Source organism: Streptomyces sp. NPDC057002 (genome assembly GCF_042673825.1).
Classification (GTDB): Bacteria; Actinomycetota; Actinomycetes; order Streptomycetales; family Streptomycetaceae; genus Streptomyces.
Window position 1 is genome coordinate 95,154 of record NZ_JBHURZ010000013.1, and the last position, 25,951, is coordinate 121,104.

Below are 25,951 nucleotides of genomic sequence, written 5' to 3' on the forward strand. Positions count from 1 at the left end.
GGATCAGGCCGGGGATCAGGCAGCCGGTCCAGCGTCTCAGGTGGCCCGTGGTCCTCATACGGGTGCTCCCGGCGGGACGAAGGGCAGCCCCGGCGGCGCGCCGGACTCGATGAGCCGCCACAGCGCGTCCGTGTCCGCGTGCTGTTCGATCAGGTCGCCGAGCCGGTCGAGCTGCTCCTCGCGCAGCGCGGCGAACGAGGTGTCCGGCGCCGGTACGAAGCGGCGCCCCGCGGCGGCCGCCACCTCGCGCAGGAAGGCCCGCCGGAATCCGTCCGACTCCAGCGAGCCGTGCCAGTGCGTGCCCCAGGTCTGGCCGGCCCGGCAGCCGTCCAGGAAGGGAGTACCGCCGGTGACGTCGGCGACCCCGTGGTGGATCTCGTAGCCCTCGACCTGCTCCCCGAGGGCCTCGCCCGTCGGCCGGGTGAGGGTCTTCTCGCGGTCGAACCGCACCCGCACGGGCAGGATCCCGAGCCCGTCGACATGGCCCCTGCGGCTCTCGACGTCGTCCTCGATGTGCTCGCCGAGGATCTGGAAGCCGCCGCAGATGCCGAGGACGGGCCGCTGCTCGGCGACCCTGCGCACGAGCGCCTCGGCCAGCCCCCGCTCCCTGAGCCACTCCAGCGCCCGGACCGTCCCCCGGGTCCCCGGCACGATGACGAGGTCGGCGTCGGCCAGCTCCTCCGGCCGGTCCACGAACCGCACGACGACACCGGGTTCGGCGGCCAGCGCGTCGACATCCGTGAAGTTGGACATGAGAGGGACCGCGCAGACGGCGACGCGCAGTACGTCCTCGCCGACGGGCGGCGCGACGACGGACTCCCGGACCGTCCCCCGCAGGGAGACGCGCAGCCCGTCCTCCTCGTCGATCCCGAGCCCGTGCCGGAAGGGCAGAACGCCGTAAGTGTGCCGCCCGGTGAGGCCGTGCAGCATGTCGAGTCCCGGCTCCAGCAGGGAGACGTCCCCGCGGAACTTGTTCACGAGGAACCCGGCGACGCAGTCCTGGTCCTCGCGCGACAGCAGGGCGACGGTCCCGAAGAACGAGGCGAAGACCCCACCCCGGTCGATGTCGCCGACGACGAGCACGGGGAGGCCGGCGTTGCGGGCGATCCCCATATTGACGATGTCCGTCCGCCGCAGATTGATCTCGGCGGGAGAACCGGCCCCCTCACAGATCACCGCGTCATACGTGCCCCGCAACCGCTCCAGGCAGTCCAGCACCGTCCCGAGCAGCTTCTGCTGCCTACCCCCGTGATACCCGCGCGCACTGAGCTCGCCGACCGGCTTGCCCAGCAGCACGACCTGACTGCTCTGCTCGCCGCCGGGCTTGAGCAGCACGGGATTCATCAGCGCGGTCGGCTCCACCCGGCACGCCTGCGCCTGCATGGCCTGCGCCCGCCCGATCTCGGCGCCTTCCCGCGTCACGAACGAATTCAGGGACATGTTCTGCGCCTTGAAGGGCGCGACCTTGACGCCCTGACGCACCAGCCACCGGCAGATCCCGGCGGTCACGACGCTCTTGCCGGCGTCGGAGGTGGTGCCTGCCACGAGAAGCCCACCGCCCGTCATGACGTACGCCCCTTCACGATGTGGCGCGCGGCGACACAGACGCCGAGCGCGAGCCAGCCGACCCGCCTGGACAGCCGTACGGCCCGTTCGATGTCCCGGGTTTCGACGCCGCGCCCCGCGCCGTTGAGGACGGGCCGGTGCTCTACGCGCCCGCCGTAGGACAGGGTCCCGCCGAGCCGCACCCCGAGCGCCCCCGCGAACGAGGCCTCCACGGGCCCGGCGTTGGGACTCGGATGCTTGGCGGCATCGGCACGCCAGGCCGTCACGGCTCCCCGAGGATCGTCCCCGGCCACGGCCGCGAGCGCGGCGGTCAGCCGGGCCCCGGGCCACCCCGCGACATCGTCCAGCCGCGCGGAGGCCCACCCGTAGCACCGGTACCGCGCCGACTTGTGCCCGACCATGGCGTCGAGGGTGTTGACGGCCCGGAACCCGAGAAGCCCCGGCACGCCACCTATGGCCCCCCACACCAGCGCCCCGACGACGGCGTCGGAGGTGTTCTCCGCGACGGACTCGACGACGGCCCGGGCGATCCCGTCGGCGTCCAGGGCCTGCGGATCCCGTCCGCACAGACGCGGCAACCGCGCACGGGCCGCGTCGACGTCCCCGGCCGCCAGGGCGCGCCCGATGGCCTGCGCCTCCCGCGCGAGCGAAGTCCCCCCGACGACGGCCCAGGTGGCGACAGCGGTCAGTCCGACAGCAGCGGGGGCGGATGTACGCACGGCACGCGCGGCGACGGCCCCCAGCGCGACGGCCCCGCCCGCGCACACCACGGTGTGCAGCGCGCCCCACCCCCGGTGGTCCCGCCACAACACCCGTTCCACGGCACCCGCGGCCCGCCCGAACGCGGCGACCGGATGCCCCCGGCGAGGATCGCCGAACAGCAGATCACCGATCAGGCCGACGGCGGCACCGTACGCGTGAACGCGACCGGCACCCATGGGCTCAGCCGGCCACGGGGGCGGACAACGGTGGGGTACTGACCCTCGATCGGCAGCCGAACATGACGATATGTCCTCACTCAGGGTGTCCACGCCCTGGTTCGACGAGACCGGCGGTGAGAGTTCCTGGCTCCCGGGGGTTGTCGCCCCGGTGACAGTGGCGGGACCGCGCCGGACTTCCACCGGCTTCCTCTCCTGCCGCCGTATTGGCCCCGGCAGTCCACCACGGCCGCGAACAGCCGTCAACTTGCCGTTGACCTGCGAGGGGAGAGTGTGGACAAGCCCACACCGCGCTAGCACGACGCGCCGCTCCCGGGGACCGGCTCGGGGCGAATTCCCCTGTGCGGGGCATGTTCCGCCGACCCGCTTGCCGGGTGCCTTGCGCAAACCCTCCAATACCTCGCACGGGGGTGCACACATGCGGAAAGGACAGGCCCAGTGAACGACCGGTTCCCGGAGGGGCTCGGCTCCGCGGTGGCCCGGGTCCGGTCCGCCGACGGCACTCCCGTCGGCTCCGGATTCCTGCTCGCCCCCGGCACGGTGGTCACCTGCGCCCACGTGGTCGCACAGGCCCTGCGCACCGACGCACGGGCCGAATCCGCACCGACGAGCCCCGTGACGGTCGAGTTCCCGCTCCAGCGGGGCAACATCGCCTACGCGGCCTCGGTGTCGGCCTGGCGGCCGGTGGCCGCGGACGGCACGGGCGACATCGCCCTGCTGCGGCTGCCCGAAGACACCCCTGACATCCCCACCACGCCGGTCCCGCTGGCAGGCGCCGGCGACGTCTGGGACCACCGCTTCCGGATCCTGGCCTTCCCCGCCACGGCCGAACACGGCGCCTGGATCGGCGGGCGGCTGCTCGGCGCCGTCGGACAGGGCTGGATCTCCATGGAGGCGGAGGGCACCGCACACCACATCTCCCCGGGGTGCAGCGGAGCCCCCGTCTGGGACGAGCAACTCGCGGCCGTGGTCGGCATGACGGTCGCCACCGACCGCGGCCGCACGGCCGGCACCTCCTACCTCATCCCCGCGGCCGCCCTCCTGGACCTCCAGCCGGGCCTGCGCCGCTGCCCGTACCGAGGACTCGACGCCTTCCGCGAGGAGGACGCCGAGCACTTCTTCGGCCGCGAGAAGGAGACCCGACGCCTGCTCGACGCCGTCGACCGGCACCTCGTCGTACCCGTCGTCGGCCCGTCCGGCAGCGGCAAGACCTCACTCGTCCGGGCCGGCGCGCTGCCCCACCTGCGCGCCGACGGCCATACGGTGTCGGAGATCCGGCCGCTGCCCGGGACACGTGCTTCGCTCACCCTGGCGCGGGCGCTGGCGCCGCTGCTGGAACCGGACGCGGGCGTGGCCGACCAGGAGCGCGGCGCGTCGAAGCTGGCAGCCCTGCTGGACTCCGAGGGCGGCCCGGCGGCCGCCGCCCTCGGTCTGCGACTCCTGCACCGCTGCGGCCCGCGCGGCCATGTCTTCTTCCTCAACCAGCTCGAGGAGACCGTCGCCGCCGAACCGGCCACCGCCCGCACCCTGCTGGCCCTGGTCGTCGCCCTCGCCTCCGTCCCGGCCGACGGCAAACGGCTCCGCGTCCTCGCCACGCTCCGCTCCGCCTGCCTCGACGACCTCGTGGAATCCGCCACGGCCGACATCCTCAGCGACTGCGCCCAGATCGTCGCGCCCCTGGGCCGTACCGGTCTGCTCCGTGCCATCGAGGAACCTGTGGTCCGTGTGCCGGGCCTCACTCTGGAGCCCGGCCTGGCGGAACGCATCGTCGACGAAGCCGAGAATGAGCCGGGCAGCCTGCCCATGGTGGAGTTCCTGCTCACGGAACTCTGGGCGCGGGAGAAGGGCGTCCGCCTCACCCATGCCGGCTACGAGGCGTTGGGCGGAGTGGCCGGTGCTCTGTCCGCACACGCCGAGACCTGGGTCGGCAAGGTCATCGTGGACCATGGCGAAGAGCCCGTCCGCCGCCTGTTCACGCAGTTGGCCCGCCCTGATGAAGCGGGTGGCTTCAGCCGCAAGCCGGTACGCCTGGCCCCGCTGCCCGCGAAGATCCGGTCAGCAGCCGAAGCGCTGGCCACGCGCACCCGCTTTGTGCGGATCACCCACGGTCCGGAGGACGAACCGATCGTGGACCTGGCGCACGAGGAACTGGTCCGGTCCTGGCCGCGCCTGCGGGGATGGCTGGAGGAGTCACGGGACTTCCGATCATGGCAGGAGCGGCTCCTGCAATCCCTGACGCACTGGACGGACACCGGTGAGGAGACGGGTGCACTGCTGCGGGGGACGATGCTGGCCACGTCGCTGGAGAAGGCGGCGAACCCGTCTCTTCGGGTAGGCATCACGCAGCTCGAACTCGAGTACATCGAGGCCAGCCACCGTCATCAGGAACGCGGCCTGAGGCGCTGGCGGTTGGCGGCGGCAGCATTGGTCGTCCTCGCTCTGCTGGCGGGCGTCCTGGCAGGAGAGGCCTGGCGGCAGGGCTCAGCGCTCGAAGAGCGTGGGCGGGCCATCGCCTCCCGGGCGTTGGCGGAGGAGTCGTCCCGTATCGCCGACACGTCTCCCGTGTCGTCCGTACGACTGGCCCTGGCCGCTTGGCGCAACGCGCGGGGCAAGGAGGCGAGACAGGCCCTGCTGGAGGCGTACTTGCTGGGTGCCTCCGTGGTCCGCGGCTACCGGGGTCAGGGGTCGGAACAGATCCGGGGGTTCGACATGACACCGGACGGCGCGATCGCGGTGACGACATCACAGGGGCCGGACGGGGCCGGACACGCTCAGGTGTGGAGCGGGATCTTCGAAGGGCGTGCCCGGCCTTGGCGGGTCCGGGGCGTTCCCCCGGGCATCCCGGAAACGGCCGAACTGAGTGACGACGGGACACTGCTGGCCATCGCGTCCGAAGACGGATCGGTGGCCGTCTGGGACGTACCGAGTCGGACGCGGTTGTGGATGCGCCCGGAACCGGCGCTCGGCGCTCGCGGCCGGCCCGAAACAGCCGCCCTGGACTTCTCCGCGGACGGGCGTCGGCTGCTGCGCGTCGCTGTGAACCGCACCCCCGGCGGGGAGGGCCACGGACAGTCCTCCTCCCTGGTCCAGGTGTGGGGCGCCCGCGGCGGTCGGCCCGTACCGGCATCGCAGAAGGGCGTTCCTCCCGGACCCGAGGTGGGGGACGCGGCGCTTGCGCGGGATGGCAGCGAGATCGTCTACCTGACGCGTGACTTCGACGATCCGAGGGCCGTGGAGGACCCTGTCGCGGAGGTGCGGGACGTGGCGGACGGCACCGTCCGCGAGAAGGTCCCGGAGGCCGAATGGATCGCTCGACGAGGCGCGGCTGTCATTACGGACGAGGGCTACGGCCGCCACTCGGTGAGAGCCGTGAAGGGGTCGGAGGAACATCCGGAGCGACGCTTCCTCGCGGTCGAGTCGGCCGGGCCGGATGTCACGGGTCGGTACGTCGTCGAACTCGTCGGTTCGCTGTCCGTAACGGACCTCGAGACAGGACTGCGGTACGGGGTTCCGGGCGGCCCGGGTGTCGGCGACCTCGTATGGAAGAGGGCGAAGAGTGCCGTGGCCGTCCTTCCGCGCGGTAGCCGCCCTCCACTCGTTCTTCTGGCGCTGGGTTCCGACCTGTTGGTCCTTCGGACGGTGGCCGACCGGGACCCCCCGCTGCCTGATGTGTCTCCGCACGACTGGTCCAGCAGCGACACCTACATCCGCTCCGTCGACGGCGCCTACCGGGCGCAGTTCTCCGGATCGGACGACGGGAGCAGTCTGGTCGTCGCCCGGCGCGGCACCGAAAGCAGAGCAGTTCCCCTCGCGCTGTCCGAGTTCGACGAGTGGCCCGACGGGGCGACGTTCACACACGACAACCGCTACTTGCTGCTCTGGAACAGCGACGTCCTGTCGGCCAGGCGCACCGGCCGGCCGGCCACGGCGGACACCGCCGAATTCCCCGAGAGGATTCACAGGGTGTTGGCCGTGTACGGCAGCACCGTGGTGGTGCTGACGGACAGCCGGCTGATCAGGTATGACGTGGTGAACAAGAAGCGCCAGGTCCTCGCGGAGAACCCGTGCCGGGGTGAGGGCTGGGCCTGTCGGGACGTTGCCGTACGCCCTGGCCACAAGCAGGTCGCGGTCGCTGACGCGTTCGGCAGGGTGCGTTTCTGGAACGTCGCGACACGGGAGGCGCCCCAGGAGACGGGCATCCTGCTGGCTGCCGGGGGTGAACTTCATTCCAAGACCGTGGTGTTCGACCCGAGCGGCACGATGGTCGCCACCTCTCCGGACAAGACCACCGTCGTCCGCCGGCAGGTGGAGAGCGATCGTCGCGTCGGGCGGACCGTCCGAGGATCCGTCACCGTCTCGGCGCGAATGCTGTCAGCCGATGGAACGCTCCTGACCGAGGACATCGACCAGATGGCTCTGTGGCGCCCTGAGGACACCCAGGAGCCGTTCGTCACGCTTCCCTTCAGCGCGGCCACCGACGACCTTCGTCTGTCGCGGCACCATCTCATCGTCGAGCAGGCCGACGCACAGATGCGTATCCCGCTGCGTCCCGACGATTGGCACCACACTCTCTGCCGCTCCTGGGACGGTGCCTACTCGCGAGCCGAGGAGCGCCTTCTCGAGAGAGCCGGGGCGACGCTGGAGTCCCCGTGTCCCTGAAACGCACCCGGGCGGGTACGGAACCAGGTCCCGTATCCGCCCGGCGGAATCGGCCGTGGATCAGGCCACGATCAGATAGATCCCATACCCCACAGCCGCCGCACACGCCGCGAAGCACGCATACGCGCCCGTCACCGCAAGCCCCGCGGACCCGCCCGCCGCCACCGCCCGCTCACGGCGCGACAGGCCGGTGATGCCGAGGGTGAACAGGCCGACGAGGGTCACGGTGGCCACGAGGCTGACGCCGAAGACGGAGCCGAGGGTCGCCCAGTCGATCTTCATCTCAGAGATTCTTCCTTGTCACCGGGTGGGCGGGATCAGACCGAGGTGGTCGTGGTGGAGGGCTTCCGATCGGCCTGGGCCGGGATCGTGGCGGCCAGTTCCTCGGACGGGCCCGCCGGAGGCGGCGTCACCGCGGCGATGGCGGTGGTCACTACGCCGGCCGGCTCCTCGTCGACCTCGTTGACGTTCGTGTGGTCGACGACCTCGCGGCGCGACAGCTTCCAGATCACCCCGCTGGAAGTGATCAGGAAGATCGCCACGACCGCCGTGCCCCAGTTCCCGAAGCCGGTCACGTACTCGGCGAGCGCGCCCACCAGGGCCGCCGCCGGCAGCGTCAGACCCCAGGCGACGAACATCCGCGTCGCCGTCGACCAGCGGACCACGCCGCCCTTGCGGCCGAGGCCCGCGCCCATCACCGCGCCGGACACGGAGTGGGTGGTGGAGAGGGAGAAGCCGAGGTGCGAGGAGGCCAGGATGACCGTCGCCGCGCTGGTCTGGGCGGCGAAGCCCTGCTGCGGCTGGAGGTCGGTCAGGCCCTTGCCCATGGTGCGGATGATGCGCCAGCCGCCGAGGTAGGTGCCGAGTGCGATGGCGATACCCGCCGAGAGGATGACCCACATGGGCGGGTCGGAGTCGGGGGCGACGGCGCCGCCGGCGACCAGGGCGAGGGTGATGACACCCATCGTCTTCTGGGCGTCGTTGGTGCCGTGGGCCAGCGAGACCAGGCCCGCGGAGGCGATCTGGCCGGCCCGGTAGCCCTTCTTGGAAGCGTTGCCGTCGGCCTTCTTGCCGAGGGAGTACGTCAACCGGGTGGCCAGCAGCGCGGCGATGCCCGCGACCAGCGGGGCGGCGACCGCCGGGATCAGCACCTTGGTGACCAGCACGTCACCGTGCACCGCGCCGACGCCCGCCGAGGCGATCGTGGCGCCGATCAGGCCGCCCATCAGGGCGTGCGACGAACTGGACGGCAGACCGACGAGCCAGGTCAGCAGGTTCCAGAGGATCGCGCCGACCAGGGCGGCGAAGATGACCTCGGGACGGATGCCGGCCTCGTCGACGAGGCCTTTGGAGATCGTGTTCGCGACTTCGACGGACAGGAAGGCGCCGACCAGGTTGAGCACCGCGGACATGGCCACCGCGATCTTCGGTCTCATGGCGCCCGTGGAAATGGTCGTGGCCATCGCGTTCGCGGTGTCGTGGAAACCGTTCGTGAAATCGAACGCAAGTGCGGTCACCACCACAATCGCGAGGATCAGCGAGAAGCTTTCCATTTACCCAGGCAATCGTTCGGCGTCGTTGGCGGGACGAACGTAGGTAACCCGAGTGAACGGAAGATGAACTGGGAGGGGCGCAGGGGTGTCCGCAACCGGGGGGCCGTCATTCCGCCCTGGTGCGGCGGCCCTTGCGCCCCAACGATCACGTGCCCCTGGCGAACTTTTTCAGTCGATCGAGTGACCCCCCGAAGAGATTTTGATCACCCGGCAGGGTGCCGTCGCCGTTGTCGTACTGCCAGAAGGTCCAGGAGGACCAGCCGGCCGGCAGTGGCCCCGCGCTCGCCGCGTTGTAGCGGGCGACCCACAGGGGGTGGTTCGCGGCGAACGCGCGGCTGTTGCCCGTGCACGTGTTCCACCAGTGGGTGGTCGTGTAGATCACCGGGCGGCGGCCGGTGAGCCGCTTGACCTCGTCGCTGAACGACTTGATCCAGCTGACCATCCCGGCCTTGCTCAGGCCGTAGCACTTGTGCTTCTTGTCGTACGGGTTGTACTCGATGTCGAGCGCCGGCGGCAGCGTCCAGCCGTCCGCGCTCCAACTGCCGCCGTTGCGGACGAAGTGGGCCGCCTGTGCCCGGCCCGACGACCTGTTCGGCAGCGCGAAGTGGTAGGCGCCGCGGACGAGGCCCGCCGCGCGCGAGCCGTTGTACTGCCGGCTGAAGTAGGGGTTGCGGTAGGTGGTGGACTCGGTCGCCTTCACGTAGACGAATCTGGCGCCCTTCGCCTTCGCGCTCCGCCAGTCGACGTTCTTCTGGTGGGACGAGACGTCGTGCCCCTTGGGGCGGCTCGCCGCCGCGGCCGGGAACTCCGCGAGCGAGGTCCCTCCCAGCGCGAGTGCGGCGGCGGAGACCGCCAGTAAGCGGCCGCGTCGGCGGGTCGATATGTAGTCACGGGCCATGTGGTTCCCCCCGGAATGGCTACGTGCACGGCAAATCCCCCAGAGAGTACTGGAGGGCCGTTGAATGTCCGATGATCTCCGGCCAAGAGAGATCCGCGATGTGTTTGTGCCGGTATGCGCCCTTACGGATGCTCGGTTTCCGGCCTAAAGTGCCCCCGCCCGGCGGCGCGTTGAAGGGCTGCCTGGCAGGATCGCCGCATGGCTGAGCAGCGAGGCGACGCGCGGGACACGGGGGACGTCCGAGGCGGCGGACAGGATGTGACGGAGTCACGGCGGAGGGGTGTGCGCCCCGAGGAGGCGCGCGCCTGGGAAGACCTCGTCGCGACGGCCCGCCGGACGGTCAGCGACGGGCTCGTCGTCGGAACGTCCGGCAACGTCTCGGTGCGCGTCGGGGACATCGTCCTGGTCACGCCGTCGGGCGTGCCCTACGACCGGCTGGCGCCGGACGACGTCACCGGGGTCGGCCTCGACGGCCGGCAGGTCCTCGGCGGGCTCGTCCCGACCAGCGAGCTGCCCATGCACCTCGCCGTCTACCGCACGACCGGCGCCCGCGCCGTCGTCCACACCCACGCCGTGCACGCGACGGCCGTCTCGACCCTCGTGAGCGAGCTCCCGCTGATCCACTACATGGCCGCCGCGCTCGGCGGACCCGTCCGGGTTGCCCCGTATGCGACGTACGGCAGTGACGAGTTGGCCGAGAACATGCTCCGCGCCCTCGCCGACCGCTCCGGCTGCCTCCTCCAGAACCACGGCACGATCACCTACGGCGCATCACTGGACCAGGCCTACGACCGCACCGCCCAGCTGGAATGGATGTGCCGGCTGTGGCTGACCGCCGCATCGGTCCCGGGCCTGTCCCCGAGCCTGCTGTCCACGGAACAACTGACGGAGGTGGAGAACCGGCTCCGCGGATACGGCCAGCGCGGCTGACCCGTCCGCCCCGGCCTCCTGCCCCACCGACCCTCGCCGTCGCCCATCCCCCGGGTGCCCGTCACACAACCCGCCGCTTGCGCAGCCACCGCTCCACCGGCCGCCCGGCATCCCGCCCTGCGGGCGAGGCCACCACCGCCGGCCGCCGGCAAGCCACCCTGCAGGCTCGGCCATCACCGTCGGCCGCCGGCGTCCTGCCCCGTGGGCGCGGCCATCGCTCTGCCGGCCACCTGAATCTCGCCCCGCAGGTGCGGGCACCACCGCCGGCCGTCGGCATTCCGCCCTGATGGGCGCGGCCACGGCTCCGTGGGCTGTCGGCGTCTTGCCCTGCGGGCGCGGCCGTCGTTCTGCCGGCCACCTGAATCTCGCCGCGCAGGTGCGGGCACCACCGCCGGCCGTCGGCATTCCGCCCTGATGGGCGCGGCCACGGCTCCGTGGGCTGTCGGCGTCTTGCCCTGCGGGCGCGGCCGTCGTTCTGCCGGCCACCTGAATCTCGCCGCGCAGGCGCGGGCGCCATCGCCGGCCGCCGGCATTCCGCCCCGCGGCGGCTGTCGGCTCCACCGGCCACCGGCCACCGGCATCCCGCCCCGCGGGCGCGGCCATCGCTCCGTCGGCTGTCCGGGCCCGCCCACCGGAAACCGCCGCCCCGCCGATCACCCGCGCCCCGGCGCTCGTCACCCGGCCGATCACCCCCGCTCCGGCGCACATCACCCCACCGCCCCCGCCCACTGGTCCCTCGCCCGGTCCGCCGGGAGACTGGAGCCGTGCGCACTGTCAGAGCGGCGGCCGCTGCCGCCACCGCCGTGATCGGAGCCGGGGCAGCCGCCGTGGCCGCCGGCCGGGTCGCCAGCGACGCCGCGCTCAAGGCGCCCCCCGGCAGGCCGCTGCCCACCGAACCCCGGCTCACCGTGCACGGCACCGACGCGGGCCAGATCACCCTCACCCGGGACCTGGCCGCCCTGCGGCCCGGCCGCTACGGCCTCTCCGGGGACGGCTCCCACGCGGTGGTCGGTCCCGTGCTGGACACCGCCCCGCACACCGCCGACACCGTCGTACGCCGCCTGGAGAGCGTCACGCACGGCACCCTGAAGGCCGGAGACAAGGCCTGGCTCACCGCGAACGTGTACGTCGGCAACCCGAGCGCCGCCCTCGGCCTCGAACACGCCGACGTCGACATCCCCGGCGAACTCGGCGCCCTGCCCGCCTGGTTCGTGCCCGGCGCCCGGGACACCTGGGTGATCGCCGTGCACGGCCTGGGCACCACACGGGAACTGGCCATGAACGTCATGGAGTTCCTGCACCGCAACCGCTTCCCGGTGCTCGCCCTCGCGTACCGCGGCGACCTGGGCGCACCCCGCCGGCCCGACGGACTGAACCACCTCGGCGAGACCGAGTGGCGCGACCTCGACGCGGCGATCCGCTACGCCGTGCGCCACGGCGCCCGGCAGGTCGTCCTGCACGGCTGGTCCACCGGCGCCACCATGGCCCTGCGCGCCGCCGCGCACTCGGGACTGCGCGACCGCGTCTCGGGGCTGGTCCTGGACTCCCCGGTGCTCAGCTGGCAGACCACCCTGCGCGCCCTCGCCGCGGCCCGCCGCACCCCGGGCGCGCTGCTGCCCCTCGCGGTCCGCGCCGCCCAGGGCCGCACCGGCCTGTACGACGACGGCGTCGCTGGCCCGGCCCCGTTCGACGGGCTCCACATCCCGGCGCTCGTCTTCCACGGCCCGGACGACACGGTGGCTCCCTGGCGGTTCTCCCGCCACCTCGCCGACGCGCGCCCCGACATGGTCGCCCTCTACACCGTCGGCAACGCGCCCCACGGAGCGATGTGGAACGCCGACCCGCAGGCCTACGAGGAGGCGCTGCGACGCTTCCTGACGCCACTCATGTGACCCCGCCACTCGCCCCCGCGCCCCGTCGCGACCATGTCCCGCCCCGCTCCGCACCGACCGGTCGCGATGATTCCGTTTAGCGTCGTACCACTGGCTTGTTTCCGGCCCTCGGCCGCTCGCCGGGCCCGGTGCGTTGGCCATCCCCGTCGCCCGCCGTGACATTCCGTTTGGGTTTTCGGACCGTCAACCGGAAGACTGCACCCGTGACGTCCCGTATCCCGCGCGACTCCAGGCTTCGACTCGTCCGCCCGCGACCCCTGGCCGCCGCCCCCAGAGCGATGAACCAGCGGCGCTCGCGCCGACCCGCACCGCGCCCCCCGGAGGGCACCCCGGCACCGGCGGAGCTGGCCAGAATGGCGCGCTCAGGTCTGGCCGCCGCGGCCCGCGTCGCCCGCTGGGCCGACGCCGCGCTCGGCCCCGGCGGGGACAGCGCCACCGCCGACGGCAAGGCCACCCTCTCCGACGCGACCGCCGAACGGGCCGCCCGCGACCTGGGCCTGACCCCGGCTCAGGTCAGAGGAGACTGGGACACCGCCCGCCTCGCCGGCCTCGTCGAGGTGCACGGCGACAGCGCCCGCCCCGGCTGGCGGCTGCGCGCCTGGGACCGCGACGACAGCGCCGTCCTGCGCGGCTGGGTCGCCCTCTTCGACGCCTGGTCGCTCGCCCATCCGGAGCCCGGGGACCGCGAGGCCGCCGCCGTCGCCGAGGTCGTCTCGGCCATGCCGCAGGCGCTCTCCTTCCTCCAGCTGTCCGCCGGCCCCGTCCCCGTGGAGCAGCTCCTCGACCTCCTGGAGCAGCGCGTCACCGAGCTGCGCACCGCACGCTGCGAGATCCCCTACGGCCCCCGGCCCGAGCCGGTGGCCGAGCCGGAGCCCACCGACGCCCCGCTCGCCCCCCTCCTCGACTGGGCCCTGCGCGCCCTGGCCTCCGTCGGCGCCCTCACCTACGGCGACGGCCAGGCCACGCTCACCCCGCTCGGCAGCTGGGCCGTCTGGGTCAAGCTGGAGCAGATCTGCGTCGCCGCGCAGAGCCCCGCCGGGAACATCGAGCAGGCGGCCGAGGACATGCTCCGCGGCTGCGCCCAGCTGCGCCCGAACGCGGCCCGCGCCGAGTACCGCGCCTGGCTCGCCGCCCGCCCCGTCGGCAGCGCCGTCACCGAACTCCTCGGCGCCGCCCGCGGCGAGGACGCCCTGCTGCGCGGCCTCGCCTTCGAGGCGCTGCGCGTGGTCGGCGCTCCCGCCGAGCCCGACGTCCGCGGCGTGGTCGCCGAGCCGACGCTCAGGCCGTACGCCCTGCTGTGGCTGGCCGAGCACGACGGCGCCGACCCGGAGGACGCCCACGAGGTCCTCACCCGTCAGGAGGCGACCTGGCTGTGGGTGGACACCGCGGCCGCCGTCGCCGACCACGGTGAGGCCCCGCTGCTCGTCCGGCACCTGGAATCGGCGATCCAGCCCACCATCCCGATGCTCCTGGACGAGGTACGCGCCGTCGGGCACCCGCGCACCGTGCAGGTCCTGGTCGCCCTCGCCGCGGCCCACCCCGACCCGGCCCTGGCCAAGGCCGTACGCCGGGCCGCGTTCCAGGTGCACACCGGCGGCAGCTAGAGGGTTATCTCGGGCGTGTACGTCCCGAAGCTCCACACATTGCCCTCGAGGTCCCGGGCCATGTAGTCCCGCGAGCCGTAGTCCTGGTCCGTCGGGGGCATCAGGATCTCCACGCCGTGGTCCACGGCGCGGCGGTGGTGTGCGTCCACGTCGTCCACCACCACGTACACCCCCGTGGTGCCCGCCTCCTTCATGGCCGCGTCGAACAGGCCGCCGCGGCCCTTGCTGCCGACCATCACCGCGCCGTTGCCCTGCGTCAGCTCGGCGTGCATCACCGAGCCGTCCTCGCCCTCGTACACCGAGAGCTCCGTGAAGCCGAAGGCCTCCGTGAGCTGCCGGATCGCCGCTTTCGCGTCCGTGTACAGCAGCGTCGGGTAAATGCTCGGACGTCCGCCGGACGAGCCTGCCATGGCGATCACTTCCTCTTTGTCCCGCTGCCTGACTCAGTCAAAAAGTGCTTGCACGTCCCCGTTAGACTGTCCCCCATGGCCATTCTCCTCGCGCATTAGACGGCGGGAACGTCCTCAGCCGTCCATCCCGCCCCCGTATCCGCCCTGGAGTCTGTCCGTGATCTCCGCCTCCGGTATCGAGCTGCGCGCCGGTGCCCGCGTCCTCATCGAAAACGCCACCTTCCGAGTCGCCAAGGGCGACCGCATCGGCCTGGTCGGCCGCAACGGCGCAGGGAAGACCACCCTGACCAAGTGCCTCGCCGGCGACGGCATCCCCGCCGGCGGCACCATCACCCGCTCCGGCGAGGTCGGCTACCTCCCGCAGGACCCCCGCACCGGCGACCTCGACGTCCTCGCCCGCGACCGCATCCTCTCCGCGCGCGGCCTGGACATACTGATCCGCAAGATGCGCGAGAACGAGGAGCGCATCGCCAACGGCAAGGGCGGCACCCGCGAGAAGGCGCTCAAGCAGTACGAGCGCCAGGAGACGGAGTTCCTCACCAAGGGCGGGTACGCCGCCGAGGCCGAGGCCGCCACCATCGCCGCCGCGCTCAATCTGCCCGACCGTGTGCTCGGCCAGCCCCTGCACACGCTCTCCGGCGGTCAGCGCCGCCGTATCGAGCTGGCCCGCATCCTGTTCTCCGACGCGGACACCCTGCTGCTCGACGAGCCGACCAACCACCTCGACGCCGACTCGATCATCTGGCTGCGCGACTACCTGAAGACCTACCGCGGCGGCTTCATCGTGATCTCCCACGACGTCGAGCTGGTCGAGACGGTCGTGAACAAGGTGTTCTACCTGGACGCCAACCGCTCCCAGATCGATGTCTACAACATGGGCTGGAAGCTCTACCAGCAGCAGCGCGAGGCCGACGAGAAGCGCCGCAAGCGCGAACGGCAGAACGCCGAGAAGAAGGCCTCCGCGCTCCATTCGCAGGCCGACAAGATGCGGGCCAAGGCCACCAAGACCGTCGCCGCGCAGAACATGGCCCGCCGGGCGGACAAGCTGCTGGCCGGCCTGGAGGCGGAGCGGAAGTCCGACAAGGTCGCCAAACTGCGCTTCCCCGAGCCCTCGCCGTGCGGCAAGACCCCGCTCATGGCCGAGGGCCTGTCGAAGTCCTACGGATCGCTGGAGATCTTCACCGACGTCGACCTGGCCATCGACAAGGGCTCGCGCGTCGTCATCCTCGGCCTCAACGGCGCGGGCAAGACGACCCTGCTCCGGCTGCTCGGCGGGGCCGAGAAGCCCGACACCGGCGAGGTCATCGAGGGCCACGGCCTCAAGCTGGGCTACTACGCGCAGGAGCACGAGACCCTCGACCCGGAGCGCACGGTCCTGGAGAACATGCGCTCGGCCGCCCCCGACCTGGATCTGGTGGAGGTCCGCAAGACGCTCGGCTCGTTCCTGTTCTCCGGCGACGACGTCGACAAGCCGGCCGGGGTCCTCTCCGGCGGCGAGAAGACCCGTCTGGCGCTCGCCACCCTGGTCGTGTCCTCGGCGAACGTCCTGCTCCTCGACGAGCCGACCAACAACCTCGACCCGGCCAGCCGCGAGGAGATCCTCGGCGCGCTGCGCACGTACAAGGGCGCTGTCGTCCTCGTCACGCACGACGAGGGCGCGGTCGAGGCGCTCCAGCCGGAGCGGATCATCCTGCTGCCGGACGGCGTCGAGGACCTGTGGGGCGCCGACTACGCGGACCTCGTCGCCCTGGCCTGAGCGTCAGTGCCGCTTGATCGAATACGTGATCAACGGCGTATGGATCATTCGGCCTAGCGGTGATCCATCATCTGTGTGAGATCTCCTCGTACCGAGGTGTGTCCTACATCGATTTCGCGGCCGAGCCCACGATTCTTCCGGGCTCGGCCGTGACGCCTTTCTGACCTGGCATTTCCCGGGACAATCCGTTCGGCCGTACGGACGCCGCTCTTCGGAATTCCGTATTCCGGATGTGGGGATGTGCTCCCGTCGTCACAACCTTGTCTCACGGACCTTGCCGAATGGGTGGCCATCAAGGCCCGGAGGGGTGATCATGAGGAGACCAGAGCGCACTTCCCATGAGGAGGCACGGGTGGCCGAGACTCTGAAGAAGGGCAGCCGGGTGACCGGCGCCGCGCGCGACAAGCTCGCGGCAGACCTGAAGAAGAAGTACGACGCCGGTGCGAGCATCCGGGCGTTGGCCGAGGAGACCGGCCGCTCGTATGGCTTTGTGCACCGCATGCTCAGTGAGTCGGGCGTCACGCTGCGAGGGCGTGGCGGGGCGACCCGGGGCAAAAAGGCCACGGCCTGACCCCGGGTGGCCCCTCGGCTTCGATGGTGGCCACCCGGTCGGTCGGCTGATCGACCGGGTGGTTACTGTGCAGTCACTTAGCTGACCGCACACATCGGAGGCGTCCATGGCTTCGCCCGACAAGGACCTCGTTCCCGTACTCGACAAGGACGGCGTACGGCTCACCGTCGACGACGCGGTCGCCACGGTGACGCTGACCAACCCGGTCAAGCGCAACGCGCAGAGCCCCGCTCTGTGGCGGGCGCTGACCGAGGCCGGTCGGCAGCTGCCGGGCTCCGTCCGTGTCGTGGTGCTGCGGGCCGAGGGAAAGTCCTTCTCGGCCGGCCTCGACCGGCAGGCGTTCACGCCCGAGGGCTTCGACGGGGAACCGTCGTTCATCGACCTCGCGCGTGGTGACGACGCCGAGCTGGACGCGACCATCGCCGAGTACCAGGAGGCGTTCGCCTGGTGGCGGCGCAGCGACATCGTCTCCATCGCCGCCGTCCAGGGGCATGCCATCGGGGCGGGCTTCCAGCTCGCCCTCGCCTGCGACCTGCGCGTCGTTGCCGACGACGTGCAGTTCGCCATGCGCGAGACCAGCCTCGGACTCGTGCCCGATCTGACGGGCACGCATCCGCTGGTGGGCCTCGTGGGATACGCCCGCGCGCTGGAGATCTGCGTGACGGGGCGCTTCGTCACGGCCGAGGAGGCCGTGCACACCGGCCTGGCCAATGTGGCCGTGCCCGCCGGCCAGCTCGACGACACGGTCCGCGACCTCGTCTCGGCCGTGCTCGCCGCGCCCCGCGACGCCGTCGTCGAGACCAAGGCGCTGCTGCGCGGCGCTCAGGACCGCACGTACGAGGCCCAGCGCGGCGCGGAACGCCAGGCTCAGGCCCGCCGGCTGCGGGACCTCGCGGGCATCGGGGACTGAGGCGGAACCTCCCGGCCCAGCAGGGATCCCTCAGCCGATCCCGCTCACCAGGACCGCCACCGTCGGGTGGTCCGGCAGTGTCCTGCGCACCGCCGTGCGGACCGCGCGGGCCACCTCACGGGCCTGGTGGTCCGCGCCCACCGCGAGTTCCAGCCGGACATGACGGTGCGGCAGCGCGGCCTCGCCCGGGAGTTCCTCGATGTGCACCGGGTGGCCCAGCGCGGCGGTGAGGTGGAGCACGCCCGGGACCTCGAGCGCGGCGGTCGCGACGCGGCCCTCGTCACCGCCCTCGGGCCGCGCGGCCCGAGGAGGTTCGGGGAGACGTACGGCGGGCCCGGGTTCCGGCTCCTCGTCCAGCAGCCCCGTCACGCGCAGGTCCACCTCCGACACCGCCAGACCCAGCCCCTGCGTCGCGGCGGTCGCCAGCGTCGCCCGCAGCTGGGACGCCGTCGCCGGCAGCGGCTGCGAGGCCGTGGCCGCGAACTCCGCCGTCACCCGCAGCGGTCCGGGCGGCTGCGCACTCGGCGGGGCCGGTACGGCGGGCTCCCGGGTGTCCGCCGGGTCGGCGAGCGCGACACGGAGCGCGTCGAGGCGTACGCCCGGAGCGTCCTGAGCCGCGCGCCGCAGCACCGCCTCAGCCGCCTGCTCGGCGATCCATGCGCCGTCCCGCGCATCACCCAGCGGCAGGAGCCTGCCGAGGCCCAGCTGATGTCTCACTGTCTGCGTCCACCGGTCACCCGTCATTCCTCCAGCCTGCCGCATCAGAGGCGCGCTACCACGCAACCGTGCTTACGGTGGTCGAAGGACGACAACCGAAAAGGACGTGCGGTGATGACTGACATGACCGAGAACCGGGGCGGGGAGTCCGAGACGTCGGCGGCGCGCAGGAGTCCGCTGGCCAAGCGTGCCGGGGGAGACCCGGGCTCCCGGGGGCGTACGACGATCGCGGACGGCGTGGTGGAGAAGATCGCCGGGCTCGCCGCACGCGACGTGGACGGCGTGCACGCCATGGGCAGCGGCATCTCACGCACCTTCGGAGCCGTGCGCGACCGCGTACCCGGTGGCGCCAAGTCCGTGACACGCGGGGTGAAGGCGGAGGTCGGCGAGGTACAGGCCGCCCTCGACCTGGAGATCGTCGTCGACTACGGCGTGTCGATCGCCGATGTCGCCCGGGATGTACGGGAGAACGTCATCACCGCCGTCGAGCGGATGACCGGCCTCGAGGTCGTCGAGGTCAACATCGCGGTGAGCGATGTGAAGCTGCCGGACGAGGAGGAAGAGGAACCGGAACGGCGGATCCAGTGAGGCACGGGCCACCGGACAACACAGCGGCTGAGGAGCTGAGGAGCGCATGAGCATGGCCGTGGTCGGCATGATCGCCGGCATGGCGTTGGCATTCGCCGGATACTTCGGCGGTTTCGGCGCCTTCCTGCTGGTGGCGGCGCTGGGCGCCGTCGGCTTCGTCGTCGGCCGGTTCCTGGACGGGGACATGGACTTCGGCGACTTCTTCCGTCCACGTCACGAACGGCGGCGGTGACGACCGTGAGCGCGGGGGCCGGTGAGCTCGACAGACCCATGACGGCCGTCCCGCCGGGTGAGCGCGGCGCGACCCGGATCGCCGACCGGGTGGTCGCGAAGATCGCCTCGCAGGCGGCCCGCGAGGCCGTCGGGACACTGCCGCCCGACGCCGGCCGGCCCTCCGCCAGCGTGGTCGTCCACCACGAGGCCGCCCACGTCCGGGTGCACATCGAACTCGACTACCCCTGCGACGTCGGCGACCGTTGCCGCCAGGTGCGTCACCAAGTCGTCGAGCGGGTGGGCACCCTGGCGGGCATGGACGTGCCGGAGGTCGTCGTCCAGGTGGAGCGGCTGCACCTGGTCGCCGGGCCCGGCGCGGCACAGGGGAGGACGCGATGAGCGAACCCCGGGGCACCGGTCCGGCCGAGCCGACCGAACCGCCCGAGTCCGAGGAGGGCACCACCCAGCGCCTGCCGGTCGTCGACACGTCGGAGACCGGCGACGGACCCGACCGGGCCGCGCCGGCGGAAGCCGACGGACCGCCGCCCGCACCCGACGGCGAGGGCGGAAGCGAAGGCCGCTTCTGGTCGGCGCGCCGCGTCCCCGCCGGCATCGTCGCGCTGCTGCTCCTTGGCCTCGCCGGACTGTTCCTGTACGACATCGCGTCCGTGCGCGCCGACCGGCCCGTCATGAGCTGGCGCCGGGAACTCGCCCGGCAGCTCGCCGAACGGCCCCTGGACGACATCTGGGTGCTCGTCGGGGCCGGGGTGGCCGCCGCCCTCGGGCTCTGGCTGCTCGTCCTTGCCGCCACGCCCGGCCTGCGGGCCGTGCTCCCGATGAGGCGCGCGCACGCCGACGTACACGCCGGACTGCACCGCGACGCCGCCGCGTCCGCGCTGCGGGACCGGGCCATGGAGGTGTCCGGCGTGCAGTCCGTGGACGTCCGGGTGCGCCGGACCCGGGCGAGGGTCCGCGCCGCGTCGCATTTCCGTGAACTGGACGACGTACGAACCGAACTGGACGCCGTGCTACCCGACGCGGTCCGCGGACTGGGGCTGTCCCGGCCGCCCGCGGTGTCGGTGCGCGTGCGGCGGCCCGGCCGGAAGGGGTGACGGCGGTGCTCCGGATCGTCAACCGCGTGATCATCGGGCTCGTGGGCCTCGTCCTGCTGGTGCTGGGCGGCTCGGTACTGGCCGTCGGCCTCGGCGCCCCGGCACCGTCGTGGTGGATCCACGACAGCCGGCACGACGTTCTGCTGAGCGACGCGGAACGCACGCGCTGGCGGGAGGACGGCTGGTGGTGGCCGACCGTCATCGCCGTACTCGCCGTTGTTCTGCTGCTCGCCCTGTGGTGGTTCGTCGCGGTGCTCCGCCGGCGCCGCCTCGCCGAGGTCCTCGTCGACACCGGCGACGGTGACGGCGCGCTGCTGCGCGGCCGGGCCCTGGAGAGCGCCCTCGCCCAGGAGGCGGAACGGGCCGACGGCGTGGACCGCGCCGACGCCCGCCTGACCGGCCGCCGTACCGCCCCCGAGGCCCGCGTACGGCTCGCGCTGGAACCGCACGTGGACCCGGGAACGGCTCTGCACGACCTGACGACCGGCCCCCTGGCCCACGCCAGGACGTCGGCGGGCCTTGCCGCACTCCCGGCGGAGGTGAGGCTGCGGGGTGTCAAGCACCGTGCGGAGAGGGTGAGTTGAGTACGGCTTGGTCAGGTCTCAGAACCCGTGCCGCGCTCCGCCGTCCACAGGAACCATGACCCCGGTCAGATAGGACGCCGCCGGCGACATCAGGAACGCGGCCACCCGCCCGAACTCCTCGGGCGCCCCGTACCGCCGCAACGGAATGCGCGACTCCGAAGCCGCCCTGGTCGCCTCGGGATCCGCCGACAACCCGTCCAGCTGGCGCACGCGGTCCGTGTCGATACGCCCGGGCAGCACCCCGATCACCCGGATCCCCCGCGGCCCCAGCTCCTCCGACAACGACTTGGCGAACCCCGCGAGCCCGGGCCGCAGCCCGTTCGAGATGGTCAGTCCCGGAATCGGCTCGTACACCGACCCGGACAGCACGAACCCGATGACACCCCCGGCCTCCAGCTCGGAGGCCGCGGCGCGAGCCAGCCGTACGGCACCGAGGAACACCGACTCGAAAGCCGCCTGCCACTGCTCGTCCGTGTTGTCGGCGACGAACCCGGCCGGCGGGCCGCCCACGCTGATCAGGACACCGTTGAAGCGCCCGAAGTTCTCCCGCGCGGCCCCGATCAGCCGGGCCGCCGCCTCGGGATCGGCGTTGTCGACGGCCACCCCGACCGCGTTCGGGCCCAGCGCGTCCGCCGTCTCGGCGACGCTCTTCTCGTCCCTGCCCGAGACGACCACCTTCGCCCCGTCCGCGACCAGCTCGCGCGCGGAAGCGTTGCCGAGGCCTCGAGTGGCCCCGGTGACGACGTACACCCGGTCCTTCAGTCCAAGATCCATGGTTCCTATCCTGCCCCCTCCGCGCCGAACAGGGCGAGGGCGGTGTTCACGAGGCCGATGTGGCTGAACGCCTGCGGGAAGTTGCCGAGCTGCCGGCCGGTCACCGGGTCGAACTCCTCGGACAGCAGGCCGACGTCGTTGGCGAGACCCACCAGCCGCTCGAACAGTGCGCGGGCCTCCTTCGTGCGGCCGGTCATGAACAGGGCGTCCGCGAGCCAGAACGAGCACACCACGAAGGTGCCCTCGGAGCCGGGCAGTCCGTCCACGTCCGCGTCGTCGGTCGTGTAGCGGAGCAGGAGCCCGTGGTGGTCCAGCTCCGCGCGGATCGCGTCGATGGTGCCGATCACCCGCGGGTCGTCGGGCGGCAGGAAACCGACGCGCGGGATGAGCAGCAGCGCGGCGTCCAGTTCGCGTGAACCGTAGGACTGCGTGAAGGTGTTGCGTCCGGGGTCGTAGCCACGCTCGCACACCTCGCGGTGCACCTCGTCGCGCAGCGCGCGCCAGCCCTCCAGGTCGCCGTCCAGCTCCGGATGGCGTTCCAGGGTGCGTACGGCACGGTCGGCGGCCACCCACACCATCACCTTCGAGTGCACGAACTGGCGCCGGCCGCCGCGCACCTCCCACAGCCCCTCGTCGGGCTGGCGCCAGTGGGTCCGCAGAAAGTCCATCAGGGCCGTCTGCAGCGCCCACACGTCCGGTTGGGCCGACAGGCCCGACTCGCGGGCCAGCGACAGCGAGTCCATGACCTCGCCGTAGACGTCCAGCTGGAGCTGGTTCACGGCGTCGTTCCCGATACGGACGGGCGCGGACCCGGCGAAGCCGGACAGCCACGGCAGCTCGGACTCGGGCAGCCGCCGCTCGCCCGCCAGGCCGTACATGATCTGCAGATCGGCCGGGTCGCCGGCGACCGCGCGCAGCAGCCAGTTCCGCCAGGCCTCGGCCTCCTCCTGGTAGCCCGCCGCCAGCAGCGCGCCCAGGGTGAGGGTGGAGTCGCGCAGCCAGCAGTAGCGGTAGTCCCAGTTGCGCACCCCGCCCGGCTCCTCGGGCAGTGAGGTGGTGAGGGCGGCGACGATGCCGCCGGTCGGGGCGTAGGTGAGCGCCTTGAGGGTGATCAGGGAGCGGACGACGGCGTCCCGGTACGGCCCCTGGTAGCGGCAGCGCGACACCCAGGCCCGCCAGTCCTCGACGCTGTGACGCAGCGCGTCGAACGGGTCGACGAGCGGCGGGCGCGACTCGTGGGAGGGGTGCCAGGTCATGACGAACGCGACCTTCTCGCCCTTGGCGACCGTGAACTCCGCGTGCGTTCCGAAGTCCTCGCCCCAGCTGCGCACCTCGGGCTCGCTGCGCAGCCAGGTGGAGTCCGGGCCGGCCACGGCGACCCGGTGGCCGTCGGCCCGGCGCATCCACGGAATGATCGAGCCGTAGTCGAAGCGCAGCTTGAGGACGCTGTGGAGCGTCACCTCGCCCTCCAGGCCCTCGACGATCCGTACGAGGTCGGGGGCCTGGTCGCGCTGGGGCATCAGGTCGGTGACACGGACCGCCCCCTGCTCGGTCTCCCACTCGGTGTCCAGGACGAGGGTGTCGCGGCGGTAGGCGCGCCGGGTGCACCGGTCCACCCCCACGGGGGCGATGCGCCAGTAGCCGTTGTCCTCGTCGCCGAGCAGCTTGGCGAAGCAGGCGGCCGAGTCGAAGCGGGGCAGGCACAGCCAGTCGACGGAGCCGTCCATGCCGACCAGGGCCGCGGTCTGTTCGTCACCGACGAGCGCGTAGTCCTCGATACCGGTATGCACGGAGTGCGGGTTCCCGGCAAGTCGGGCCTGCAATCAGGGGTGGAGCCGGGTGAGTGACAGGCCCTCGGCGGCGGGGGAGCCGGTGCCGTCGAAGATGACGCCGGGATCCGACGGTGCCTGGTTCAGCACCCACAGGCCGATCAGCGTGGCCAGGGTGAAGACGACCGCGATCAGCACGGCGAGCACGAGCCGCCGCCGGCGTTCGCGCCGCAGCCACTCGCCCCGTGCCGTGCGGTACGCGTCGGGGTCGGGGAGCACCCCGCCGGCCAGCGCCTCGAGTGCCTCGCGCAGCTCGCGCTCGGTGCGGCCTTCCCCGTGGCCGGTCCGGTCCGGGCTCGTGTCCTTCATCGCCGGGCCTCCATCACCTGGGTCAGGGCGGCGATGCCGCGTGCCGTGTGCGTCTTGACGGAACCGCCGGAGATACCCATCGCGGCGGCTATCTCGCTCTCCTTCAGACCGAGCCAGTGCCGCAGCACCAGTGCCTCGCGCTGACGGGGCGGCAACTGCTGGAGCGCGTCGATGAGCACGCGCTGGTCGTCGCGCAGCAGCGCGGCGTGCTCGGCGGAGGCGACCGTCTCGTCCGGCGTGCTCGGCGGGTTCTCCTCGTGCCGGCGGGCGACCTGGAGGTGGCGTATCCGCATCCGCGTCAGATTGCAGACCGTGGACCGCAGATAGGCCTCCGCCGCGGCCGCGTCCCGCAGCCGCCGCCACTTGCGGTAGATCTGGTAGTACGCCTCGGCCACCACGTTCTCCGGGTCGTCGGCGCCCAGCAGGACGGCGAGCCGCAGCATCGAGGAGTAGTGCAGCTCGAAGAGGCGGGCCACGCCGGCCTCCCGCTCCAGGTCGGCCGGGTCGGCGGCCGCCGGGGGCAGGGGCACGGTGGCGGGCGGTGGCACGGGCGGCGCCGCGACGGGGGAGTGCTGTCTGCGTCTCACGGGTTGTTCGCTCCGGTCTCCGGGCGTCGCCGGACGGTCAGGCGGGACGGCAGGTCGGTCGAGTCGGCGCCGCGCGGGACGCCCAGGCGGGTCAGCATCGCGGTGCCGGCCACCGCGACGGCCAGATTGAGCAGCAGGGCCGCGAGCCCGGCGTAGATCTCCAGCGGCCCCGCGCCGGTGCCGAGCGGCACGATCGAGGAGAACCCCTCGCGCACCACTAGGTACGTCCCCGACGCCATGCCCACGGCCCACCCGGCGAGCAGCGCCCGCGGATGCAGCCGCCCGGTGAACAGCCCGACGGCGACGGCCGGGAAGATCTGCAGGATCCATACGCCGCCGAGCAACTGGAGGTTGATGGCGTCCTGGTCGCGCAGCCCGAACACGAACGCCACGGCGCCCACCTTCGCGGTGACCGACACCGCCTTGGCGATGCGCACCTGACGCTTGGGCGTGGCCGTCGGCTGGACGTACTCGACGTAGACGTTGCGGACGAAGCTCGTCGCGGCGGCGATCGACATCACCGCGGCCGGGACGAGCGCCCCCACGGCGATCGCGGCGAACACCAGCCCGGCCAGCGGCGCCGGCATCAGCCGGTCGACCAGCATCGGCACGGCCGCCTCGGCACCGCCGCGCGGCGCTCGCACCCCCGCCGCGAGGGCGGCGAAGCCGAGGAACCCGAACAGCGCGAGCAGCCCGGTCCAGGCCGGCAGCGCCACCGACACCTTGCGCAGGGTGCGCGGCCCGTCGGCGGCGAAACCGGCGGTGAGCACATGCGGGTACATCAGCAGGGCGAGGGCGGAGCCGAGGGCGAGGGTGGCGTAGGCGGGCTGCTGGGCGGGGGACAGGAGCAGCGCCTGGTCGCCCAGCCGTGCCGCGGCGCCGTCGAAGACCGGGCCGGGGCCGCCGAACCGTTCGAGGACCAGCCAGGTCACGGCGGTCAGCGAGCCGAACACGGCCACCGCCTTCAGCGCCGAGATGACCGTGGGAGCGCGCAGCCCGTGCCGGTACGTGGCCACCGCGAGCCCGGCGAACAGCGCCACCAGCACCAGGTCCCCGGCCACACCCCGCGGATGGACGCCCCCGGCCGTCAGCACCGCCCGGATGCCGATCAGTTGCAGCGCCAGGTACGGCATCGTCGCGAGGATCCCGGTCAGCGCGACCACCAGGGCCAGCGGCGGCGACCCGTACCGGCCCCGGACGAAATCGGCGGCGGTGACGTAGCCGTGCCGGCGGGCCACGCTCCACAGCCGGCTCAGCAGCACGAAGGCGAGCGGGCAGACGATCACCGTGTACGGCACCGCGAAGAAGGCGGGCGCGCCGTTGCCGTAAGCGAGACCGGGCACGGCGGTGAAGGTGTACGCGGTGAAGATCGTGCCGCCGAGCAGCAGCCAGGTCCAGCCGGGGCCGAGGCTACGGTCGGCCAGCGCCCAGCCCTCCAGGGAGGGCAGCCGGTCCACCGGACGCAGCCGCCGCGCGGTGACCGCGAGCAGCGACGCCCCGCCGATCACGGCGAGAAACGTCGCGGTCATGGCGCCGTCAGCCATGGGTCAC

The 25,951-nt window shown here is 72.4% G+C and carries 24 protein-coding genes and 1 riboswitch; of the genes, 12 read left to right on the plus strand and 12 right to left on the minus strand.

Annotated elements, in window-relative coordinates:
• Positions 1-54 precede the first annotated feature (54 nt).
• Together ACFT32_RS42205 and ACFT32_RS42210 are read right to left on the minus strand one after the other, a co-directional pair.
• Positions 55-1,566, minus strand: coding sequence for a cobyric acid synthase (locus ACFT32_RS42205; RefSeq protein ID WP_382499799.1), 1,512 nt, complete (start codon positions 1,564-1,566; stop codon positions 55-57).
• Complete coding sequence (locus tag ACFT32_RS42210; RefSeq protein WP_382499801.1) at positions 1,563-2,504, minus strand: cobalamin biosynthesis protein; 942 nt, start codon at positions 2,502-2,504, stop codon at positions 1,563-1,565. Before ACFT32_RS42210 ends, ACFT32_RS42205 begins: the two co-directional genes overlap by 4 nt.
• A gap of 120 nt (positions 2,505-2,624) precedes the next feature.
• A riboswitch (cobalamin riboswitch) is annotated at positions 2,625-2,698 on the minus strand.
• 244 nt (positions 2,699-2,942) lie between these two features.
• Between ACFT32_RS42210 and ACFT32_RS42215 the strand changes: the two genes are divergently transcribed.
• Positions 2,943-7,163, plus strand: coding sequence for a trypsin-like peptidase domain-containing protein (locus ACFT32_RS42215; RefSeq protein WP_382499803.1), 4,221 nt, complete (start codon positions 2,943-2,945; stop codon positions 7,161-7,163).
• 60 nt (positions 7,164-7,223) lie between these two features.
• Here ACFT32_RS42215 and ACFT32_RS42220 read toward each other — a convergent pair whose 3' ends face one another.
• The 3 genes from ACFT32_RS42220 to ACFT32_RS42230 form a co-directional block, all read right to left on the minus strand.
• The gene (locus ACFT32_RS42220; RefSeq protein WP_184599685.1) at positions 7,224-7,445 is read right to left on the minus strand and encodes a hypothetical protein; all 222 of its coding nucleotides are present in this window, start codon (positions 7,443-7,445) and stop codon (positions 7,224-7,226) included.
• Positions 7,446-7,480: 35 nt separating this feature from the next.
• A complete protein-coding gene (locus ACFT32_RS42225; RefSeq protein WP_382499804.1) occupies positions 7,481-8,716 on the minus strand; it encodes an anion permease in 1,236 nt (411 codons plus the stop codon).
• Between the two features lie 145 nt (positions 8,717-8,861).
• Positions 8,862-9,614 carry a lysozyme gene (locus ACFT32_RS42230; protein WP_382499806.1) on the minus strand — a complete coding sequence of 251 codons (753 nt, stop codon included), beginning with the start codon at positions 9,612-9,614 and terminating at the stop codon, positions 8,862-8,864.
• Positions 9,615-9,812: 198 nt separating this feature from the next.
• On the opposite strand from ACFT32_RS42230, the gene ACFT32_RS42235 reads away from it, so the two are divergent.
• From ACFT32_RS42235 to ACFT32_RS42245, 3 genes are all read left to right on the plus strand, one after another.
• Entirely contained in the window at positions 9,813-10,544 is a 732-nt protein-coding gene (locus ACFT32_RS42235) for a class II aldolase/adducin family protein (protein ID WP_382499808.1), read from the plus strand.
• A gap of 764 nt (positions 10,545-11,308) precedes the next feature.
• A complete protein-coding gene (locus ACFT32_RS42240; RefSeq protein WP_382499810.1) occupies positions 11,309-12,436 on the plus strand; it encodes an alpha/beta hydrolase in 1,128 nt (375 codons plus the stop codon).
• Between the two features lie 203 nt (positions 12,437-12,639).
• Complete coding sequence (locus tag ACFT32_RS42245) at positions 12,640-14,040, plus strand: hypothetical protein (protein ID WP_382499812.1); 1,401 nt, start codon at positions 12,640-12,642, stop codon at positions 14,038-14,040.
• Here ACFT32_RS42245 and ACFT32_RS42250 read toward each other — a convergent pair.
• Complete coding sequence (locus tag ACFT32_RS42250; protein WP_382499814.1) at positions 14,037-14,450, minus strand: VOC family protein; 414 nt, start codon at positions 14,448-14,450, stop codon at positions 14,037-14,039. The genes ACFT32_RS42245 and ACFT32_RS42250 overlap by 4 nt on opposite strands.
• A 157-nt stretch (positions 14,451-14,607) precedes the next feature.
• Between ACFT32_RS42250 and ACFT32_RS42255 the strand changes: the two genes are divergently transcribed.
• From ACFT32_RS42255 to ACFT32_RS42265, 3 genes are all read left to right on the plus strand, one after another.
• Positions 14,608-16,206 (plus strand): ABC-F family ATP-binding cassette domain-containing protein, encoded by a 1,599-nt coding sequence (locus ACFT32_RS42255; RefSeq protein WP_382499816.1) that lies wholly within the window; start codon positions 14,608-14,610, stop codon positions 16,204-16,206.
• Positions 16,207-16,558: 352 nt separating this feature from the next.
• On the plus strand, positions 16,559-16,777 hold the full coding sequence (locus ACFT32_RS42260; protein ID WP_010037790.1) for a helix-turn-helix domain-containing protein: 219 nt from the start codon (positions 16,559-16,561) through the stop codon (positions 16,775-16,777).
• Positions 16,778-16,883: 106 nt separating this feature from the next.
• Positions 16,884-17,687 (plus strand): enoyl-CoA hydratase/isomerase family protein, encoded by an 804-nt coding sequence (locus ACFT32_RS42265; protein WP_382499817.1) that lies wholly within the window; start codon positions 16,884-16,886, stop codon positions 17,685-17,687.
• Positions 17,688-17,717: 30 nt separating this feature from the next.
• Here ACFT32_RS42265 and ACFT32_RS42270 read toward each other — a convergent pair whose 3' ends face one another.
• Complete coding sequence (locus ACFT32_RS42270) at positions 17,718-18,431, minus strand: nucleopolyhedrovirus P10 family protein (RefSeq protein ID WP_382499819.1); 714 nt, start codon at positions 18,429-18,431, stop codon at positions 17,718-17,720.
• Positions 18,432-18,518: 87 nt separating this feature from the next.
• On the opposite strand from ACFT32_RS42270, the gene ACFT32_RS42275 reads away from it, so the two are divergent.
• The 5 genes from ACFT32_RS42275 to amaP are packed head-to-tail and all read left to right on the plus strand — an operon-like array spanning position 18,519 to position 20,901.
• Positions 18,519-18,992: an Asp23/Gls24 family envelope stress response protein gene (locus tag ACFT32_RS42275; RefSeq protein ID WP_382499821.1), complete on the plus strand. Its 474-nt coding sequence runs from the start codon at positions 18,519-18,521 to the stop codon at positions 18,990-18,992.
• A gap of 46 nt (positions 18,993-19,038) precedes the next feature.
• A complete protein-coding gene (locus ACFT32_RS42280; RefSeq protein WP_382499823.1) occupies positions 19,039-19,224 on the plus strand; it encodes a hypothetical protein in 186 nt (61 codons plus the stop codon).
• Positions 19,221-19,604 carry an Asp23/Gls24 family envelope stress response protein gene (locus ACFT32_RS42285; protein ID WP_382499824.1) on the plus strand — a complete coding sequence of 128 codons (384 nt, stop codon included), beginning with the start codon at positions 19,221-19,223 and terminating at the stop codon, positions 19,602-19,604. Before ACFT32_RS42280 ends, ACFT32_RS42285 begins: the two co-directional genes overlap by 4 nt.
• On the plus strand, positions 19,601-20,317 hold the full coding sequence (locus ACFT32_RS42290) for a DUF6286 domain-containing protein (protein ID WP_382499826.1): 717 nt from the start codon (positions 19,601-19,603) through the stop codon (positions 20,315-20,317). Before ACFT32_RS42285 ends, ACFT32_RS42290 begins: the two co-directional genes overlap by 4 nt.
• The gene (amaP, locus tag ACFT32_RS42295; protein ID WP_382499828.1) at positions 20,314-20,901 is read left to right on the plus strand and encodes an alkaline shock response membrane anchor protein AmaP; all 588 of its coding nucleotides are present in this window, start codon (positions 20,314-20,316) and stop codon (positions 20,899-20,901) included. Before ACFT32_RS42290 ends, amaP begins: the two co-directional genes overlap by 4 nt.
• Positions 20,902-20,919: 18 nt before the next feature.
• Here amaP and ACFT32_RS42300 read toward each other — a convergent pair whose 3' ends face one another.
• Genes ACFT32_RS42300 through ACFT32_RS42320 form a run of 5 tightly spaced genes read right to left on the minus strand, consistent with a single transcriptional unit; the run spans position 20,920 to position 25,944 of the window.
• On the minus strand, positions 20,920-21,675 hold the full coding sequence (locus ACFT32_RS42300) for an SDR family oxidoreductase (protein ID WP_382499830.1): 756 nt from the start codon (positions 21,673-21,675) through the stop codon (positions 20,920-20,922).
• 5 nt (positions 21,676-21,680) lie between these two features.
• Positions 21,681-23,465 (minus strand): glycoside hydrolase family 15 protein, encoded by a 1,785-nt coding sequence (locus ACFT32_RS42305; protein ID WP_382499832.1) that lies wholly within the window; start codon positions 23,463-23,465, stop codon positions 21,681-21,683.
• A 33-nt stretch (positions 23,466-23,498) separates the two neighbouring features.
• Complete coding sequence (locus tag ACFT32_RS42310; RefSeq protein WP_382499834.1) at positions 23,499-23,813, minus strand: hypothetical protein; 315 nt, start codon at positions 23,811-23,813, stop codon at positions 23,499-23,501.
• Positions 23,810-24,400, minus strand: a complete 591-nt coding sequence (locus ACFT32_RS42315) for a sigma-70 family RNA polymerase sigma factor (protein WP_382499835.1) — start codon at positions 24,398-24,400, stop codon at positions 23,810-23,812. Before ACFT32_RS42315 ends, ACFT32_RS42310 begins: the two co-directional genes overlap by 4 nt.
• A complete protein-coding gene (locus ACFT32_RS42320; protein ID WP_382499837.1) occupies positions 24,397-25,944 on the minus strand; it encodes a sodium:solute symporter in 1,548 nt (515 codons plus the stop codon). Before ACFT32_RS42320 ends, ACFT32_RS42315 begins: the two co-directional genes overlap by 4 nt.
• Positions 25,945-25,951 lie beyond the last annotated feature (7 nt).